Here is a 16,514-nt window from a genome sequence, read left to right on the forward strand (position 1 = left end):
TCCGCACCTCTCACCAACAGCCGGGAGTACCGCGATGAGGCTCGATGCCGAAGAGGCCCGATCCCGCTTGTTGGCGGAATTCCACGGCGTACTCGCCACCCTCCATCCCACTCGCGGCGCGGACCCGCAGCCCGTGGTGTACGCCGTCAGCGGCGACCACCTGGGCATCGCGATCGACAAGGTAAAACCGAAAAGCAGGTCTCGCCTGCAACGCGAGGACAACCTGGAAGCGGACCCACGAGGCACCCTGCTGATCGAGAACTGGAACCCCGACGACTGGTCCCAGCTGTGGTGGGTGCGAGCCGAACTGCGGCACGTGCCGGACCCACCCGCGTCGCTGACCGAGGACCTCGCCGATCGCCTGGCCACCACGATCCCGCAGTACGCCGACCGGCCCTTCCACCGAGTACTGGTCTGCCACATCGTCACCGTCACGGGCTGGGCGGCCGGCGAACACGCCTGAGGCAAGCTCACAGTGAATCCCGCTGAGCCGCGGGCAACGTCACCCGCGCAGTGGTCCCATGACCCGGATCGCTCGTCAGCGTCAACGCCCCACCCATCGCCTCGCACAGCCCCTGCGCGACGATCAGGCCAACCCCCACGCCGGGACCGGTACCGTCCTTCCCCTCGGCGCCGAGCGTGTCAAAGGGGACGAACAGTCGGTCGAGTAGATCAGCGGGAATCCCAGGACCGTCATCGTGGACGACGATGGTCACCAGGCCGGCCTCGGCCGGTTCGCAGCGGATCGAGGCCGTACCGCGTTCGGCGCCGTACCGGACGGCGTTGGAGATCAGGTTGATCAGGACCTGCCGCAGCCGCCTCGCGTCGGTCCAGGCGGACACGTCCAGACAGCTGCCCGCGTCGAGCGTGATCGACCGCCGATCCGCAAGCGGCCGCAGCAACTCGACCGCCTCCCGCGCGACAGGCCCGATCGAGGTGTCTGCCAGGGACACCGGCAAGCGCCCGTCCTCGAGCCGGGAAACGTCCAGTACGTCGTCGACCATCGCCAGCAGATGGCTGGTCGCAGCCGTGATGTGGCCGAGCGCCTCCCGGCGGCGTACATCGTCCAACTCAAGAGTTCCGAACAGCTCGGTGAACCCGATGATCGCCTGCAACGGCGAGCGCAGCTCGTGCCCGAAGGTGGTCAGAAACTCCGACTTGGCCCGGCTGGCCGCCTCCGCGGTCCTTCGCGCGATCTCGGCTTCTCGGCGAGCCCGGCGATCCTCCAGAGCCGCCAGCCGTGCCGTGACGTCGAGTGCGTTGAGGCTGACACACCGAGGGAGGTCGCCGTGGCCGCGCACCATCGACAGCGTCGCCATCACGGTCAAGGCCCGGCCGTGGGACGCGGCCAGGTTCACCTGGAGGGAGGTGTTCTCGGTCTCGCCCGACAGCACGGCATTCCAGGCGTCCTGCCACGGCAGCACGGAGTCGGCGTCCAGGAAAGTGCCGAACAGCAGACCGTTCAGCTCTGCGGCGCCGCGACCTAGAGCCTGCTCGAGCGCGTCGTTGGTCCGGCTGAGCCGCCCGTCGAGTCCGATCAGCGCCATCCCGACGGCGTTGTCGTCGAAGACCCGCCGGAACTGCTCCTCGCTGTCGGCCAGCGCGCCGTAGAGCGCGGCATGGTCGATCGCGACCGCGGCGAGATAGGTGAACTGATCAACCAGTTGCAGCTCCCGGCGGTCCGGCGTGTGCGGCTCGTCGTGGTAGACCGCGAAGGTGCCGAGCACCTGCTCGGACGCTCCGAGGATCGGGGTGGACCAGCACGCGCGCAGACCGTGCGGCAGCGCCAGCTCCCGGAAATCGGCCCAGCGGAAATCGGAGGTGATGTCGGCGGCGATCACCCGGGTACCGCTGTGGGCAGCGGTACCGCAGGACCCGGCGGTCGGACCGAGCAGGATGCCGTCGACCAGAGCCGAGTAGCTGGCGGGCAGGCTCGGTGCGGCGCCGTGGCGCAGCGTTGCTCCGTCCGGCGAGAGCAGCAGGACCGAGCACCTGCTCCCCGCGATCAGCTGCTCCAAGGCTGCGGTGATCCCGTCCAGCAGCTTCGACAGCGGTGCGCCGGACGCGATCTGCTGCAGTACTTCGCTCTGCCGGGTGAGCAACTGGGCCACGTCGTCGGGCGTCAACAGGTCGGCGTGCTCGTCGAGCGCAGACAGGTCAGTCATTGGCCGGCTCCAGTTGGTATCCCACGCCGCGGACGGTCTTGATCCACTCCGGCCGGCCGGGGTCGACCTCGAGTTTGCGGCGCAGCCGGTGGACGTGCTCGGTGACGGTCGCCTCGCCGAGCCAGCCGGGGCTGTTCCAGACCCGGTTCAGCAACTGGGCCCGGGTGAACACCTTGCCCGGGTGGGCGACGAAGAACGCCAGCAGATCGAACTCCTTGGCCGTCAGCTCGACCGCTTCGCCGCGGATCGTGACCGTCCGCGCAGCTGTGTCCAGGCCGACCGGTCCGTGCACAGCCGCCCGCAACGCGCTGGGCCGGGCCCGGCGCAGCAGCGACCGCACCCTCGCTCCCAGCTCGCCCGGAGAGAACGGCTTGACCAGGTAGTCGTCGGCGCCCAGATCCAACCCCAGGATGCGGTCGTAGTCGCCGTCGCGACCGGACAGGACGATCACCGGCAGACCTTCACCGGTGTCCTGCTCGCCCTGCCGGATCCGCCGCAGTACGTCGAGCCCGCCCACCCGCGGCAACGACAGGTCGAGTACGACGAGGTCCGGCTGGTACCGGGCGATCTGCGACAGCGCGAGCTCGCCGTCAGCGGCCTCGAGGACCTGATAGCCCTCCGACTCCAGCTGCCAGCGCACCACCGTCCGGACCGCGGCGGCGTCGTCCACCACGAGCACGGTCCTGGAGAGTTCGGCCACCTGTCCATGATGGCCCAGAGCCGGGAAACGGGTCGGGGCGGAATTTCGCGTTGATCGTCCGTTGATACTTCGTTGGTTCTCCGGTGAGACGGCCCATCGCATGGTGTTGCACGTGCGCAAGCCGGCCGACCAGGCAGTTCCACCTCCCGCGCACTGACCGCAGAGGAGGCGTTTCCCGATGAAGCTCGCACTGTATCTGCCCACCTTCCGCAACCACGTCACCGTCCAGGAACTGGCCGATCTCACCGATCTCGCGGAGGAGCTCGAGTTCGATTCGGTCTGGACGCTCGACCGCGTCGTCGTACCGGAGGCCTCCGACCGTGGCGAGCTGCAGTACTCCTTCGGGATGATGAAGGAGTTCCCGACCCAGCTTCCGGTCGAGTCCCGTGGCCAGTGGTTCCAGGGCTGGCCGCTGCTGCCCTGGCTGGCGGCCCGGACGAAGAAGGTCCGGATCGGGATGAGCATCACCGATACGCCGTACCGGTCGCCGGGGGTGTTCGCGGCCGAGTGCGCCACCATCGACCATCTGTCCGGTGGCCGGCTGAACGTCGGTCTCGGGTCAGGCTGGATGCCCGAGGAGTTCGCCGCGTCCAGCGCCACCGACATCTTCCCGCGCCGGCACGCCCATGTGCGGGAGACGATCGAGATCTGCCAGGGCATCTGGACCAACGAGACCTTCGAGTACCACGGCGAGTTCGCCGACTTCGAGCCGTGCGGTTTCGGTCACAAGCCGCTGCAGAAGCCGCACCCGCCGATCTACTTCAGCGGTCTGCGGGACCCGAAGCGCTCGGCCCGGCGGGTGTCGAAGTACGGGCTGGCGGGCTGGATCGGGATCCAGGACACGCCGCGCGAGCTGGCCGAGTGGCGCAAAGCCATCGGCGGCGAGCTGGAGGAGCTCGGCAAGTCGGTCGACGATCTGGACCTGTGCAGCATGATCTGGTTCACGATCACCGACACCGAGGTCGACCAGACCGACAACGGCAAGGCGTCCAACATCCTGGTCGGTACGGCGGGGCAGATCACCGACATGCTGAAGCGGTACCAGGAAGCAGGGCTGACGATGCCGCTGCTGTGGCCGCCGTTCGCCGACGTACCGGTGTCGAAGACGCTCGATGACCTGAAGCGGCTCAAGGAAGAGATCATGCCGAAGGTGGAGGCGTCCTAGCTGAGCTGTCGCGCGGGGGCGAAGGCGTCCAGGACCGCTTCGGCAGTCTCGGTCACCGCCCCCGCGTCCACCTCCGGTGAGAAGTTCGGGTCGAAGAACACCTCGGTGACACCTTGGGCGCGCAGGTGCGCGAGGTCGCCGAGGATCTGGTCGCGGGTGCCCTGAAAGCGCCGTCGGTCCGCACCGGGATCTTCGTCCAGCAACTCGACCACCGACCGTACGACGATCCGCAACGCCGCCGGATCGCGTCCGGCCTCCAGCGCTCCCGCCCGCACCGTCTCGATCGACTCGGCAATCCGGCTCAGGTCCTGCCGCGAGCTGCAGATCCAGCCTTGCGCCAGTCGGCCGGCCCGGCGCAGCGCTGGTTCCGCCATACCGCCGAGGAGGATCGGCGGATGAGGTCGCTGGACCGGCTGCAGACCCAGGTGTGAGCGGGGCACCGTGTAGAACTCCCCGGCGAACTCGACCGGGTCCTGCGTCCACAACGCCTTCAAGCACCGCAGGTATTCGTCCATCCGCGCACCTCGGCGAGCGAAGGGGATGCCGGCCGCGGCGTACTCCTGTGGCATCCACCCTGACCCGAGCCCGACGGTCACGCGGCCACCAGTCAGCTGATCCATCGTCAGCATGGTCTTCGCCAGCAACGCGGGCGCGGTGAACGGCGCGCACAGAGTGGCGGTGCCGAGCCGAATCCGCTCGGTGTGCCCGGCAACGTACGCGAGGGTGACCACCGGGTCATGGACCGCCCGGTACGACGTGTCGTCGGCCGGCCGTCCCGTCGGATCCTGCCCACCGGCCGCGGCTGGGACGAGAACGCGCTGGAACGTCCACAACGACTCGTACCCGAGCGCCTCGGCGCGTTGCGCGATCCGAATCATCGTGGCCGGCGTCGCCCAGCTCCCCGACACCGGCAGTCCGAACCCGAGCAGTGGCAGCTGATCTCCCATGGACGCAGCCTCTCAACCAGTTCGGTCGGTGAGAAGCCGAGCAGGCATTGCCAGGTGGGGGCTGTCGGCGGGATGCTGGGCATAAGCAAGGGGGGGCGGTTGGAATGGCTACTACATCGCGTGCGGGGGCAACGCAGAAGACCAAGCCGTACAAGGCGGTCGGGGCCGGGGTCTTGAGTGGGCTCATAGCCTTCGGAGGGTCTTTGGTGACAGCGCTTCAGGGGCCGACGGCAAGCTTCGGCCAGATGACGGACGGGCAGTGGGTCGCCGCGGTGCTCGCCGCGTTGGTTGCCATTGGCGCCACCGGAGGGGTCACGTACGCCGTACGCAATCCGCCGGCCTAGCGGTGAGCGCGGTCGAGCTGCATGCGCTTGCTCCTGCCGCATCGGGACACCATCGGTTGTGGGTCGGTGTCTTCGATGGTGCGCGGCCGGAGCGGCTCGAGTGGACGGTCAACGGGAACCCGGTCCGGGACGGTGACATTCGTGAGGTGAGGGCGCTCACGCCGGTGCCGTTGCCGGAGGTGGTGACCCAGACCGGGGTGTTCGAAGTACCGGTCTCGGAGGCGCGGCTGGATCGCCCGCCGCCGGACACGGTGGTGGTGACCGCGGTGTGGGCCGATGGTCGCCGGGAGAGCAGTTCGCTGACGAATCGTCCGCTTCCTGGCCGGCTGCCCTCGGGGCTGGGGGAGACGTTCAACGTCCTGGCGGTCTCGTGCTTTTACGAACCAGGCGACTCGGGTGGTCGAGCCGGCCAGCTGGTGGAGTACCTGAGCCAGAACGACGCCACCCGTCCGGACCTGGTGATCGGCATGGGGGACCAGGTGTACCTGGACAATCCGTTCCTCAAGTCGCAGGCGCTCTACAGCCAGGCTGCGCTCGCGAAAGCGTTCGAGGTCAAATACCGGAAGAACTGGCAGGGTTCCTCCTACGCGAAGATCCTGCGGGCGGCTCCGGTCGCGTCGATCCCCGACGACCACGAGTACTGGAACAACTATCCGCAGTCGCAGATCTTCTGGCCGGCGACGATGTTCGGCGGCAGCCGTGATCACTGGGAGCTGGCGGCGCGCGAGCTGTTCGACGCCTTCCAGCTCGCGGAGACCGGCCGGTACTCGTATCGCATCGACGTTGCGCCGGTGTCGTTCTTCCTGCTCGACAACCGGTCGTTCCGCACGGTCAGCCGGTGGCGCAACCCCGGCAGCAGCGCTCGCGCCGACGATCTCGAGCTGTTCGACAGCTGGGTCGACGAGGTGATCCAGAGCAGCGAGTTGCTCCCGGTGCTGGTGACCGGACCATCGCTGTTCCAGCCGGCGAAGGGCGGCTTCGCGAAGTACCGGGATCAGAATCTGGCGAACCTGACCGACTACCCGCACATCATGCGAGGCCTGCTCAAGCTGTCGAGCCATGGGCGTCCGCCGCTGGCGCTGACCGGCGACGTCCACTACGGCCGGGTGGTCTCGGCGACGCACCGGACCGGCAACCGGGACCGGCCGTGGAGCAACCTGTACGAGGTCATCTCCTCGCCGTCGTCCATGGTCGGGCTGCGGCCGCGGCCGGACGGCAAACGGCCCGAGGCCGAGAAACCGGATCGGCATTTTCACGTGGAGGGCACCACGGCGATGCTGGACTGCACGATGCAGTGGCCGGCCAAGGACGCGGACAAGATGGGCGACCACGTCACCTTGCTGCAGTTCAGCCGGAGCCAGACCGGCGTCGACGTGGACACGCAGTACTGGATGATCAACGAACCCGGCAAGTCCATGAACCCGATCCGCGCGCCGCGGCTGTCGCTGCGGCGCCTGTGATGGCCAAGGAGATCTGATGCTCACTGTTCGCGGCTCGGCGGCGCTCGACCCGGCGAAGAAGCACTTCCAGTGGGACGCCCGTGCGGCCGGCGAGGACAACCTCGACTGGGTACGCCGTCAACTGGTTGCCCTGGGCCACAGCCCGAAGGGGCCGAAGGCAACCTGGTTGTTGCTGGTCGGCGGCACCGGGATCTACGACTTCCGGCTCAAGGTCGCCCAGTCGCACCTGCGGCACGACATGACGCCGAGCCACTGGTCTCATGCCGCGCTGATCTCCACCGTGAACACGAGGACCGGGACGAGCCGGCTGCTGGAGACGTCGCTGGAGCCGCAGGAGGGGTTCGAGATGCCTTCGACGTTCAACGGAGTCCAGGGCGCGACGCTCGACCGGTACGCCGATCCGGAGCGGTACCCGAACATCGCCCTGATCAGGGTCCCGGTGGATCCCGACCTGTGGCGCGGCGATCTGGAGAACCAGAAGTCGATCCTCGCTCAGTTCGCTGAGCAGCGCGTCGCGATCGACGTGCCGAGTCTGATCCTGGAGTGGCTCGCTTTCGTCTGGGGCGCGGGCGCTGCCGGCAACCCCATCCTGAACGGGCACGGCATCCCCTCGGCGGCGGTGATCGAGTCGCTGATCGGCGCCGCGGGGTACGACCTGTGTCCCGGCTTGGACAGCGCGGCCAGCTCCCCGGAGGCGTTCTGGCAGACGGCCAAATGGTGGCAGGCCAGCGTCGAGGCGCTGAACCTTGAACCGCTGCAGACCCGCTACTACCTCTACGGGCACGACCCTGCGGATGCCGCCGCGACGCCGCCGACCCGCAAGCGTCCCGCGGCGAAGCGCGGCGCGGCCGCCAAGAAGGCCGCGACTGCCAAGAAGGCGGCGTCCGGTACGCCGGATGTCTCCGACCTGATCCGTACTCCGGCGCCGCCGCTGTTCCGGCAGGCATCGCAACTCACCCAGGAGCTGTTCCGACGGCAGTGAGGCGCGTGGGTCTTATGGGGTGCTGAGACCGAGGTCCGCGGTTGTAGGCGGGCTCTCGGCGTCCCAGACTCTGGCGTAGGTCTCTGCGACGAGCGGCCAGATCTGGCGCAGACCGTCTTCGACCGACTCGATCTCACCGGCCAGGTCTCCGGACACGACGAACTCGTGGGGGATGAGGCGACCGGCGGTGTCTCGGCGTCCTAGCGGATCGGGCCAGCGCAGCGCGACCTTTCCCGCAGTACGCCGGTACGCCGTCGGCTCGTCCTGGAGGTCCGCGAAGGCGTTTTCGTACTCGCGGAGTGGGTCGGGCAGTCCGCCGTTGAGAAGGAAGCGGAACCCCCAGGAGCGGCCGCGGGTGGCCCAGATCAGGGTCTCGGGCGGGGCGCTCATTTCAGGCTCTTGATGATGAGTTTGTTCTTGACGCCCTGCTCGAGGTCCAACTTGAACTGGGTGAGCGTCGCGGTCAGATAGTCGTGGTGCTCGCGCGCCTGGGCGTTGATCTCCCGGAGCTGCGAGCCGGCCAGCTTCGCCGCCTCGGTCAGGACCGGAATCGCCGCCACACCAGCCAGCGGGCCCACCTTGGGCAGGAATGCCATCAGCTTGTCGATCCCCAGGGCCTTGCCGCCCGCCAGGACCGCCGCCAGCGTCTCGGCGCCGTCCGCCAGGGTGTCCAGTACCTTCCGCGGGATCTCCATCCGCTCGTTCCACTGGACCCGGCGCTCCAGCGGAAGCATCGAGGCCACCGGCAGGATCAGGTCGAGCCCGACCCGTTGGGTCACGTCGATCTCCACCGGTTCGGCACCGGCCGCGGAGAGCTCGAACTTGGCCGAGGAGAGCAGCATGAAGTCCTCGCCGACCGAGAGCGCCTCCGGCGTGTCCACCAGGTCCTTGAGCGTCGAGCGCAGACCCTCGATGTGGCTGGCCGCCTTCTCGATGACGAGATCGCGGAAGGAGTGGATGTCCCAGTCCGGGAACAGATCCGCCTTGGACAGCGCCAGGATCCAGATCCGCGGGAACTCGACCAGCCGGTCCTCGTCGCCGAGCAGGTCGTCCTTGAGGCGCAGTACGCCCTGGCGGAAGTTTGTCAGCAGCGACTTGAGGTACCGCTCCTCCTCGCCCGCGTAGTCCAGCAGCTTCTGGCCGTCCACCAGCAGGATCGCGACGTCGGACCGCAGCAGCGACCGGAAGGTGTCGATCCGCCGGTTCGCCTCCTCCTCACTGCTCGGCGTCTCCTCGAACCACTCACCGGGGTAGTCGTGCCACGCGAGCCGCAACGCGTCGAACGGCCGCTTGCTCGCCGCGGGCTTGTCGCCACCCTTGAGCTTCACCGAGAAGTAGTAGGTCGTCGCCTCGAACCGAGTCGGCGCAGGCGCCCGCGCGCGGTCTCGCATGCCGAGGTAGTTCTGGTAGAGCCGGTTGCCCTGACCCGTGTCGTCCGCGACCAGGTCCCACAGGTCGTTCGAGTACGACCCCTCCTGGGTCGGCCCGAAGAACGAGGAAACGAGCACGGTCTTCCCGGAGCCGCTCTCTCCGAACACTGCGATGTGCTGCTCGCGGATCCTGGGATATTTCGCCATAGCGCGAAACGTACAGGCTTTGGCCGTTCCGCGGGTCAGGGGCGGCGGGTGTGGAAGGTACGGCGTAGGTCGGTGATCCAGGCGTTGGGGTTTTCCTAGGGGATGAAGTGGCCGCCGTGGTCGGGGGATTCAGGTGACCGTTCGACCGACGCAGTGCGGGACATCGATCTAGACAGACGGGTGGTCCGTCAGAGAGTTGGTGCAGATAAGGCATCTGCGGGATCTATTCGCGGGCTGCCAGTTCGGACAGACTGTGCGCGGTAGCAGGGGGGGGCACCATGTTTTACCTTCGAAGTTCTGTCAAGGCCGGACCATTTCGCTTCAGTATGGGGACGTCCGGGCTCGGGGTCAGCGTAAAAGTCCCTGGTTTCCGGGTGGGCGTCCGGCCTCGCGGCAATTACGTGCGTGTCGGCGGCGTTGGGGTGAGCTACCGCGCCACCGGTGCGGGGACGGTGCCGTTGGCTCGACCTGGGCCGGGGTCCCACTACCAACAGGCGCAGGTCGAGATGAAGGACGTCACAGGCGTGACAGCGATGTCGCTCGCCCCGACAGGTAGGGGCGATGTCGTCGACCAACTCAATGCGGCAGCGGCACGGCGAGGCTGGGGTTTACCTGTAACGATTATCGCCGGTGTGCTAGGTCTCTTCACGTTGCCTTACGGCTTGTTGATCTGGATGTTGGCTGCACCGTTGTGTTGGTGGCTCTTCCTTCGGGACAAGGCACGCCGCACCGTCGTGCTGTTCTACGACGTCAACGACGCGCCGGCCGCCTGGTTCGACGCCATGGTGACGAACTGGGGATGGCTGGTGGGGGCGAAGCAGTTGTGGAGAGAGGTCCAGTCCGGGCGCGTTCATACGACGTACCAGCACAAGACCAATGCCGGCGCCAGTAATTTGGTAAGCCGGGTGCCGGTGGCAGCCAGTCTGGCTGGTCCGGGGCACCTGGCCACCAATGTGGCTGTTCCTTCGCTCGTCGCAGGTGGCTCCAGTCTCTACTTCCTGCCCGATCGGGTTCTTCTCCTCGACAACAAGCACTACACGGACATCAGCTACCGGCATTTGCACGCCAACGCGTACCGGCAGCGCTTCATCGAGAGTTCCGGTCGGGTGCCGAAAGACGCGCAACGGGTCGGTCAAACCTGGCAGTACGTCAATGTCAAAGGTGGTCCGGATCGGCGGTTCGCCAACAACCCGGTTCTGCCGGTCATGCTGTACGGGAATGTCGATTTCAGCACTGTGCAAGGGCTGGATTGGCGTCTGCAGGTGTCGCGAACGGATGGAGCGATCTCGATCTCCGAGACACTTGCCGCCGTACCTGCGATCGAAGGACCGTCCTTCTGACTGCTCCACAGCTGGCCGCTCATTTGCTTCAACACCACCTCCACACTCGCAGTACGGGGTCAGGGGCGGCGGGTGTGGAAGGTACGGCGTAGGTCGTTGACCCAGGCGTCGGGGTTTTCCCAGGGGATGAAGTGGCCGCCGGTGGTGTGGGCGGTGACGTTGACGTGGTTGAACCAGGCTGACTGGGGGCCGGATTTGAAAGCCTCGACGCGGTCGTCGGTGGTGTGGATGCCGGGTGGGTTTTCGTAGCTGACGAAGGTGAGGCCGACGGGGGCTTCGACCACCGGGGTGCGGTTGTGGGACGGGGTCCAGGGGTAGCGGTTGGCCCAGTAGATGGTGGCGTGGGTGAGGAGGTCGTCTTTGGTGAAGACGGTTTCGAGGGGGCCGTCGCTCCAGGCGTTCCAGCGTTCGAGGAGCCAGGCGAGGAGGCCGATGTGGATGCCGTAGAGGGCGTCGGCGTACTTGTGGCCGAGTTGGCTGGTGACGAGGCCGCCGATGTCGCAGCCGCCGGCGGCGTACTTGCCGTAGCCGAGGGTCTCGGTCATCAGGGTGTGAGAGAGGTCGGAGACCTTCCAGAAGTTGACGTCCGGGAAGCCGGTGAGGGGGCCCGGGACTTGCGCCAGTCGTAGCCGTCGCGCCAGTAGGTGACTAGCTCGGTGAGGTAAGCGGCCGGTACGCCGTACGACCAGTCCTCGTTGCCCTCGTCCAGCGGGGGGGGGGGCGAGTCGGGTGCGCAGGTCGGCGAGGACCTCGTCGGAGACGTGGATCGGGGTGGGCTGGAGATCAAGCACACAACAGATTTACAACATCACCGGAAGGCAGGCGGACCACCCTGCAGCGCCCGATGCGTGGCGTCGGTGTCGGCGAAGAAGTTCGGGACCTGGGTCTCCGCGTCGTAGTACCGGTGGAAGACCGGCGTCTGCGATCCGGACAGCGGGGGTACGATCCAGCTCCAGTCGGCGGGGCAGCGGCGGCCGGCTCGTTCTTCGCGTTCGAGGTGGATGAGGAAGCGGCGCGACTCGGTGTGGTGGTCGCTGATGCTCACGCCGTTCTGCTGGAACGAATGCAGGACCGCGCGGTTGATCTCCACCAGCGCGCGGTCACGCCAGAGGGTCGCTTCACTGGAAATGTCGAGTCCCATCCGACCGGCGACCTCAGGGACCATCGCGTAGCGGTCGCTGTCGCCCAGGTTGCGGGCGCCGATCTCCGTGCCCATGTACCAGCCGTTGAACGGCGCGGCCGGATACGAGATGCCGCCGATGTCGAGCCGGTTGTTGCTGATCACCGGTACTGCGTGCCACCGCATCCCCAACTCGGCGAACCACGCCAGCTCAGGGTGTTCCAGCGGTACTTCGTGCAGCGACTCATCAGGCAACTGGAACAACTGCGGCCCGTCCTCGACCGTCTCCACCACAAGCGGCAACACATCGAAAGCCCCCGGTACTTCGGGCGGCTGCCACCCACGCTGGACGAGTTCGCTGGTGAAGGCGACATAGCGGGGATCACCGAGGACCCGGTCGTGCGGCTGCTCGTACCCGGCGTACCGGATGAGTTGCTCGTTCCAGATCCGCGGCGCGGGCCTGGTCGGGGTCTCGGGGGCGAACACGCTGATCATCGGCCGGATCTTGCCGCCGTTGTGCGCCATCCGCAGATGGTCGAAGCAGTGCCCGGCCAGCTCGGCGGCGTCGGAGACGGTTCTCAGATCGCGCACCTGCAGGCTGTGCCAGTACAGCCGTCCGATGCAGCGGGCGTTGTTGCGCCAGGCGACCCGAGCGCCGAAGGTCAGCTCCTCGGGGGTGTGCCAGTAGGTGCCGGTCAGGTCGATCTCGCGCATCACCGCGAGCAGCCGCGGTCCCAACGGCCCCGCCTGCGCGTTCTCGGTATGGAAGAGCTCAAGAAATTCCTCAGCAGCAGCCCGAACCTGCTCGACGTCAGCGCTCCCGGGGCGCGGCTCAGGAGCAGGCTGGCTCACCAACGGACGCCTGACCCGGATTCGCCCCGGAGCGGGCACTGCCCGCCGTCGACCGGTCCGTAGCGGCTTGCGCCACGGCCTGTCGCCGACCTGCAGCAACTGCTCCCCGGCGTGGACCGCGATCAGCTGCCGAGCGCAGATCCAGACGGCCAGGAAGAGCACAGCCACACTCAGTACTACGAAAGCCTGCCGATCGGCCGCCTCGGTCCGGCGAAGACCGACTGCGCCGATCGCGGCACCGAATCCGATAACAGCGAGTAGAAGAGCCACCAGCCGGCGATGCTGTGTCACCGGTTGAGCGGCCGAGACGCCATGGGCGGGGCAGGTCGGCTGCGACTCACTCATGGGGGGTCAGTCCGACCTTGGCGAGGTCGAGCGGCTGCCGTTGCGGGTGACGGCCCGCCAGTCTCCCGCTGGATCATGCAAGGGATCCGGCGGGCTGGGCGGGACGACGTTCCCGAGGTTGTCGACCTCGGTGGCGAACGAGTCCACCAGCGACTGCATGTGCGCCTGCGCCGTCTGCGCGTACGAACGGACCTGCTGCCCGGCCGTGTCCATCGCCTCGGCGACGATCTTGCGCTCGTGCTCGCGGGCCTGCCCGATGCGCTCGCGAGCGTCCCGGCTGACGTCCTGGACCATCTCCTCGACCACCAGCTGGGCCTGGCTGAACATCTGGACGACCTGCTCGTTCACCCGGTCGCCGGCCTGCTCGTAGTGGTCCAGCTCCGCCTGAACGCGCTGCAGCTCCAACCGGCTGCGCTGCTGCTCGGCCTGCCCGCGTAGCAGCTCCGCCTGCAGGCGCTCGTTCTTGGACCGGCTCTCGCTCAGCTCCAGTTCGGTGGCCTGGATCTGGTCAGCCAGCAGATCGAGGTACTCGTAGACCTTGCCCGCGTCGAGGCCGCGCATCCGCCGCTGGAACGTCTCGTCCCGAATCGAGCGGGGTGTCTGATGCGCGGAGCGGTGTCGGTGGTTGCTGCTCGTCACTTGCTGTCTCCTGACCTGATGGCGCCGGCCCGACGGCGTGCTCGCCCGCGGCTGCGTAGTAGAAGTGCTCGTACTTGATGTACTCCGGGCGCAGGCCGGCGGCGGCCAGCTGCTCCAGCGTGTGCGCGACCATCTGCGGACCGCCGCACACCATCGCGGTGCGTCCCGTCAGCGACTGCCGGGCGGCGACGGTGCCGACCTTCCCGCGGGTGCCGGGGTACGACGGGTCGTCGGACACCACCTCGGTGTACTCGAACCAGGGCCTGGTCCGGGCCAGCTCGCGCAGCCGGGGCCGGTCGTAGAGGTGCCAGGGCATCCGGACACCGTGCAGCAGATTGACCAGCGGTCCGGCCTGGAATCGTTGCCACTCTTGGTCGATCTGCTCCAGCACCGACAGCAACGGAGCCAAGCCGGTACCGCCGGCGACCAGCAGCAGCTCCTTGCGGTCGCCTTCCCGCCTGGTCAGCCGCTCGCCGACCGGTGCGCCGAGCTTCACCGTGTCACCGGCCTTCAGGGACCGTACGACGGTAGGGCTCACCCGCCCGCCGTCGATCTGCTGGACGTGCAGGTCGATCGTGCCGTCCTGGCGCGGCGCGTTGGCCGGGCTGAAGTACCGCCACAGCTTGGGGCGTTGCGGGATCTCCATCGACAGCGACTGCCCGGGCCGGAACGGGAACGTGCGCCGTGGCCGGACGGTCAGCAGGGTGAGGTCCATGGTCCGGCGCTCGGCCGAGACCACCTCGGCGTCCCACCAGTCCGGCGTGGTCTCCGACGACGTCTCCGCCGCCTCGACCATGATCCGCGCGACCAGCTGGTACGCCGCGGTCCAGTGCGAGGCGAGGTCCTCGTCCCACTCGGGGCCGAGGAAGTGCGCCAGGGTCGCGCACAGCGAGGCGCCGACCGCGTTGTAGTGCTCGGTCATCACCGCGTACTTGCGGTGGTCGCGGCCGAGGTGTTGCAGGAAGGCGACGTCGTTCTCGATCTGCTCGGCGTGGCTGACGATCCGGCCGAGCGCGCCGACGAACTTGTCCCGCTGGTTGGACATGTTCAGCGGGAACATCGTCCGGACCTCGGGATGTGACACGAAGAGGTGCGAGTAGAAGTACAGCGGGACTTTTTCGCCGTGTCGGGTGACCTGGTCCCAGCTGCGTTGCAGCGCGTTGGCGTCCATCGGGTCTATCCGCGTCGGAAGGACGGCTCCTCGGGGAGAACGGATGGTTCGGCACTGGACACCTGGTACTCCCGGTTGTCGGCAGCTCGAGCCGACGGATGATGCGTGGACAAGGGTTCCCTCCCAGTTCAGTCCCCGAGCCTGCGGTTCTCTGCGACCTACCCCCGGTCCGGAGGGCCGAAACCGCCGATCGGACTCAATCGTTCCGAAATTCCCGCCGGGACGAAACGGGCAAGCGCTTAACACGCGGTGAAGGCCCGGACACGCTGCGAGAAAGGCGATCTGGACCGGAATCGCGGAGAATCAGGAGAGCCGAGCCGGAGGGTGCGCAAGGTGATCGCTGATTCGTCCTACGACCGTGCGGCCGCGGCGCAGATCCTCGGTGACGTGCTCGCTGACGTCGTACTGCGTGCGGAGCAGCCGTTCCCGATCGCCGGAGAGCCGCGATCGACCGAGCTGGAATCGATGCCGGGAAGTCACCTCGGCAAGGCCCAGTCCAGCTACTTGCGGACCAGGATGCAGCCTTGCCCGGCCGAGCTGGTGACCAGCGCGACGCACCAGGTGATCTGGAACGACAGCGGCGGTGTGGTCAACGTCGCGCACTACGGGCCGTTCGGCGCAGTCGTGCCCGTCGTTGCGCGCGAAGCGACGCTGGTACTGCGGCGCGCGCTGGCGGCCGACTCGAGGGCGCAGGCCGCAGCAGAGCACTTGACCGCGGGGGAGCGCGCGACGATGGCCGCGACCACGACCGATCGCGATCCGATCGAGATCCTCAGCGTCGGGCTGGAGACCACGGCTCGCGCGCTGGTCCAGCACGCTTACCTGGCCGAGCAGACGCCGTACCGGGATCCGGCGTCGTTCGCGCGGGGGCTGCGGGACTCAGGCGTCTTCGCGGTGGTGGCGAACACCTGGTTCTGGGGGCTGCAGTCGTCGACGTACCGGCGCGGGATGATCCCGGTGGCCTTCACGCAGAAGGCTGACGGTGGGGTTCGGTACACGACCAGGTCGGCGGCCATGCTGCGGGCGATGAAGGACGCGACGATCGCCCAGGCTCGCAGCGGGAGAGATGAGGATGCGCCGGCGCAGTACGTTCACCTGCCGGTCGGTGAGCAGCCGCGATGCCTGGCCAATATGCCGACCTCGGTGGGCGGCCTGAGGGTGATCCTGCTGCCCCGGGTGGTCGACGCCTTTGTCGAAACGTTCGTTCGTCTGCTGGAGTGGGAGGAGAGCCCGATGAGTAGTCCCGTCGACGAGGTGTTCGAGGTACCGGACATGACCTGCTCGCACTGCACCAGCACGGTCACCAAGGTGCTGCAGACCAACGGCGTCACCGTGTCGCAGATCGACCTGGAGACGAAGAAGGTGGTCGCGGCCTTCCCGTCCCCGGACGTTCGCGAGCGCTGCTTCGACGCGATCCGCGACCGCGGTTTCACCGTGATCGCCTCCTGACCAGCGGCTACTGGCCGTCCTTCGGCTCCTGTTTCCTGGCCTGCTTGGACTGAGCGGCGGCGCCGATCCCGGCGCCGAGAGCGATCCCGATCCCCATCCCGAGGGCGAGGTTGTCCAACAGCAGGCCGAGGGAGGAGCCGAGAGCGACTCCTATTGCGATGCCGAAGGCCATCGCCGTGCCGGCGTCGTTCTTGATCGACTTCTTCTCCGGCTCGGGCTCGTTGTGCTGACTCATGGTCTCCTGGTGCCCAGGTCCGG

The 16,514-nt window shown here is 67.6% G+C and carries 18 protein-coding genes and 1 pseudogene; 8 read left to right on the forward strand and 11 right to left on the reverse strand.

From position 1 onward, the window contains the following. Positions 1-34 precede the first annotated feature (34 nt). Positions 35-463 (forward strand): hypothetical protein, encoded by a 429-nt coding sequence (locus AB0P21_RS01460; protein ID WP_363692903.1) that lies wholly within the window; start codon positions 35-37, stop codon positions 461-463. 7 nt (positions 464-470) lie between these two features. Here the strand turns inward: AB0P21_RS01460 and AB0P21_RS01465 are convergent, their stop codons facing one another. Continuing rightward, positions 471-2,165 carry an ATP-binding protein gene (locus AB0P21_RS01465; RefSeq protein ID WP_363692905.1) on the reverse strand — a complete coding sequence of 565 codons (1,695 nt, stop codon included), beginning with the start codon at positions 2,163-2,165 and terminating at the stop codon, positions 471-473. Next, on the reverse strand, positions 2,158-2,865 hold the full coding sequence (locus tag AB0P21_RS01470; RefSeq protein ID WP_363692907.1) for a response regulator transcription factor: 708 nt from the start codon (positions 2,863-2,865) through the stop codon (positions 2,158-2,160). The genes AB0P21_RS01465 and AB0P21_RS01470 overlap by 8 nt, the downstream gene beginning before the upstream one ends. A 178-nt stretch (positions 2,866-3,043) precedes the next feature. Between AB0P21_RS01470 and AB0P21_RS01475 the strand changes: the two genes are divergently transcribed. Beyond that, positions 3,044-4,030: an LLM class flavin-dependent oxidoreductase gene (locus AB0P21_RS01475; RefSeq protein WP_363692910.1), complete on the forward strand. Its 987-nt coding sequence runs from the start codon at positions 3,044-3,046 to the stop codon at positions 4,028-4,030. Here AB0P21_RS01475 and AB0P21_RS01480 read toward each other — a convergent pair. Beyond that, positions 4,027-4,977, reverse strand: a complete 951-nt coding sequence (locus AB0P21_RS01480; RefSeq protein ID WP_363692912.1) for an LLM class F420-dependent oxidoreductase — start codon at positions 4,975-4,977, stop codon at positions 4,027-4,029. The genes AB0P21_RS01475 and AB0P21_RS01480 overlap by 4 nt on opposite strands. A gap of 206 nt (positions 4,978-5,183) precedes the next feature. On the opposite strand from AB0P21_RS01480, the gene AB0P21_RS01485 reads away from it, so the two are divergent. The 3 genes from AB0P21_RS01485 to AB0P21_RS01495 are packed head-to-tail and all read left to right on the forward strand — an operon-like array spanning position 5,184 to position 7,763. Then, on the forward strand, positions 5,184-5,321 hold the full coding sequence (locus AB0P21_RS01485; RefSeq protein ID WP_363692914.1) for a hypothetical protein: 138 nt from the start codon (positions 5,184-5,186) through the stop codon (positions 5,319-5,321). Between the two features lie 2 nt (positions 5,322-5,323). Then, positions 5,324-6,781: a hypothetical protein gene (locus tag AB0P21_RS01490; protein WP_363692916.1), complete on the forward strand. Its 1,458-nt coding sequence runs from the start codon at positions 5,324-5,326 to the stop codon at positions 6,779-6,781. 16 nt (positions 6,782-6,797) lie between these two features. After that, on the forward strand, positions 6,798-7,763 hold the full coding sequence (locus tag AB0P21_RS01495; RefSeq protein ID WP_363692918.1) for a hypothetical protein: 966 nt from the start codon (positions 6,798-6,800) through the stop codon (positions 7,761-7,763). 12 nt (positions 7,764-7,775) lie between these two features. On the opposite strand, the gene AB0P21_RS01500 is transcribed toward AB0P21_RS01495, so the two are convergent. Together AB0P21_RS01500 and AB0P21_RS01505 are read right to left on the reverse strand one after the other, a co-directional pair. Next, positions 7,776-8,153, reverse strand: a complete 378-nt coding sequence (locus AB0P21_RS01500) for a hypothetical protein (protein ID WP_363692920.1) — start codon at positions 8,151-8,153, stop codon at positions 7,776-7,778. Next, positions 8,150-9,340 carry a hypothetical protein gene (locus tag AB0P21_RS01505; RefSeq protein WP_363692922.1) on the reverse strand — a complete coding sequence of 397 codons (1,191 nt, stop codon included), beginning with the start codon at positions 9,338-9,340 and terminating at the stop codon, positions 8,150-8,152. The genes AB0P21_RS01500 and AB0P21_RS01505 overlap by 4 nt, the downstream gene beginning before the upstream one ends. Before the next feature lie 278 nt (positions 9,341-9,618). Between AB0P21_RS01505 and AB0P21_RS01510 the strand changes: the two are divergent. Next, positions 9,619-9,762, forward strand: a pseudogene (locus AB0P21_RS01510) (DUF4236 domain-containing protein); the annotation flags it as partial. Positions 9,763-9,846: 84 nt separating this feature from the next. Continuing rightward, the gene (locus AB0P21_RS01515; RefSeq protein ID WP_363694437.1) at positions 9,847-10,680 is read left to right on the forward strand and encodes a hypothetical protein; all 834 of its coding nucleotides are present in this window, start codon (positions 9,847-9,849) and stop codon (positions 10,678-10,680) included. Between the two features lie 59 nt (positions 10,681-10,739). Here AB0P21_RS01515 and AB0P21_RS01520 read toward each other — a convergent pair whose 3' ends face one another. The 5 genes from AB0P21_RS01520 to AB0P21_RS01540 are packed head-to-tail and all read right to left on the reverse strand — an operon-like array spanning position 10,740 to position 14,807. Continuing rightward, positions 10,740-11,225: a hypothetical protein gene (locus AB0P21_RS01520; protein WP_363692924.1), complete on the reverse strand. Its 486-nt coding sequence runs from the start codon at positions 11,223-11,225 to the stop codon at positions 10,740-10,742. Continuing rightward, positions 11,225-11,473 (reverse strand): epoxide hydrolase N-terminal domain-containing protein, encoded by a 249-nt coding sequence (locus AB0P21_RS01525; RefSeq protein ID WP_363692926.1) that lies wholly within the window; start codon positions 11,471-11,473, stop codon positions 11,225-11,227. The genes AB0P21_RS01520 and AB0P21_RS01525 overlap by 1 nt, the downstream gene beginning before the upstream one ends. Positions 11,474-11,488: 15 nt before the next feature. Next, a complete protein-coding gene (locus AB0P21_RS01530) occupies positions 11,489-12,997 on the reverse strand; it encodes a nitric oxide synthase oxygenase (RefSeq protein WP_363692928.1) in 1,509 nt (502 codons plus the stop codon). A gap of 6 nt (positions 12,998-13,003) precedes the next feature. Continuing rightward, positions 13,004-13,558: a hypothetical protein gene (locus tag AB0P21_RS01535; RefSeq protein WP_363692930.1), complete on the reverse strand. Its 555-nt coding sequence runs from the start codon at positions 13,556-13,558 to the stop codon at positions 13,004-13,006. Next, positions 13,506-14,807 (reverse strand): globin domain-containing protein, encoded by a 1,302-nt coding sequence (locus AB0P21_RS01540; RefSeq protein ID WP_363692932.1) that lies wholly within the window; start codon positions 14,805-14,807, stop codon positions 13,506-13,508. The genes AB0P21_RS01535 and AB0P21_RS01540 overlap by 53 nt, the downstream gene beginning before the upstream one ends. Before the next feature lie 333 nt (positions 14,808-15,140). Between AB0P21_RS01540 and AB0P21_RS01545 the strand changes: the two genes are divergently transcribed. Beyond that, a complete protein-coding gene (locus AB0P21_RS01545; protein WP_363692935.1) occupies positions 15,141-16,256 on the forward strand; it encodes a heavy-metal-associated domain-containing protein in 1,116 nt (371 codons plus the stop codon). A gap of 7 nt (positions 16,257-16,263) precedes the next feature. Here the strand turns inward: AB0P21_RS01545 and AB0P21_RS01550 are convergent, their stop codons facing one another. Further along, positions 16,264-16,491, reverse strand: coding sequence for a hypothetical protein (locus AB0P21_RS01550; protein WP_363692937.1), 228 nt, complete (start codon positions 16,489-16,491; stop codon positions 16,264-16,266). Positions 16,492-16,514 lie beyond the last annotated feature (23 nt).

Source organism: Kribbella sp. NPDC056861 (genome assembly GCF_040687575.1).
GTDB lineage: Bacteria > Actinomycetota > Actinomycetes > Propionibacteriales > Kribbellaceae > Kribbella.

Bases quoted from the DNA above. Each gene is read 5' to 3' on its own strand.
- AB0P21_RS01460 (WP_363692903.1), top strand. From the start codon at position 35: ATGAGGCTCGATGCCGAAGAGGCCCGATCCCGCTTGTTGGCGGAATTC.
- AB0P21_RS01465 (WP_363692905.1), bottom strand. From the start codon at position 2,165: ATGACTGACCTGTCTGCGCTCGACGAGCACGCCGACCTGTTGACGCCC.
- AB0P21_RS01475 (WP_363692910.1), top strand. From the start codon at position 3,044: ATGAAGCTCGCACTGTATCTGCCCACCTTCCGCAACCACGTCACCGTC.
- AB0P21_RS01480 (WP_363692912.1), bottom strand. From the start codon at position 4,977: ATGGGAGATCAGCTGCCACTGCTCGGGTTCGGACTGCCGGTGTCGGGG.
- AB0P21_RS01495 (WP_363692918.1), top strand. From the start codon at position 6,798: ATGCTCACTGTTCGCGGCTCGGCGGCGCTCGACCCGGCGAAGAAGCAC.
- AB0P21_RS01500 (WP_363692920.1), bottom strand. From the start codon at position 8,153: ATGAGCGCCCCGCCCGAGACCCTGATCTGGGCCACCCGCGGCCGCTCC.
- AB0P21_RS01505 (WP_363692922.1), bottom strand. From the start codon at position 9,340: ATGGCGAAATATCCCAGGATCCGCGAGCAGCACATCGCAGTGTTCGGA.
- AB0P21_RS01515 (WP_363694437.1), top strand. From the start codon at position 9,847: ATGAAGGACGTCACAGGCGTGACAGCGATGTCGCTCGCCCCGACAGGT.
- AB0P21_RS01520 (WP_363692924.1), bottom strand. From the start codon at position 11,225: ATGACCGAGACCCTCGGCTACGGCAAGTACGCCGCCGGCGGCTGCGAC.
- AB0P21_RS01530 (WP_363692928.1), bottom strand. From the start codon at position 12,997: ATGAGTGAGTCGCAGCCGACCTGCCCCGCCCATGGCGTCTCGGCCGCT.
- AB0P21_RS01535 (WP_363692930.1), bottom strand. From the start codon at position 13,558: ATGCGCGGCCTCGACGCGGGCAAGGTCTACGAGTACCTCGATCTGCTG.
- AB0P21_RS01540 (WP_363692932.1), bottom strand. From the start codon at position 14,807: ATGGACGCCAACGCGCTGCAACGCAGCTGGGACCAGGTCACCCGACAC.
- AB0P21_RS01550 (WP_363692937.1), bottom strand. From the start codon at position 16,491: ATGAGTCAGCACAACGAGCCCGAGCCGGAGAAGAAGTCGATCAAGAAC.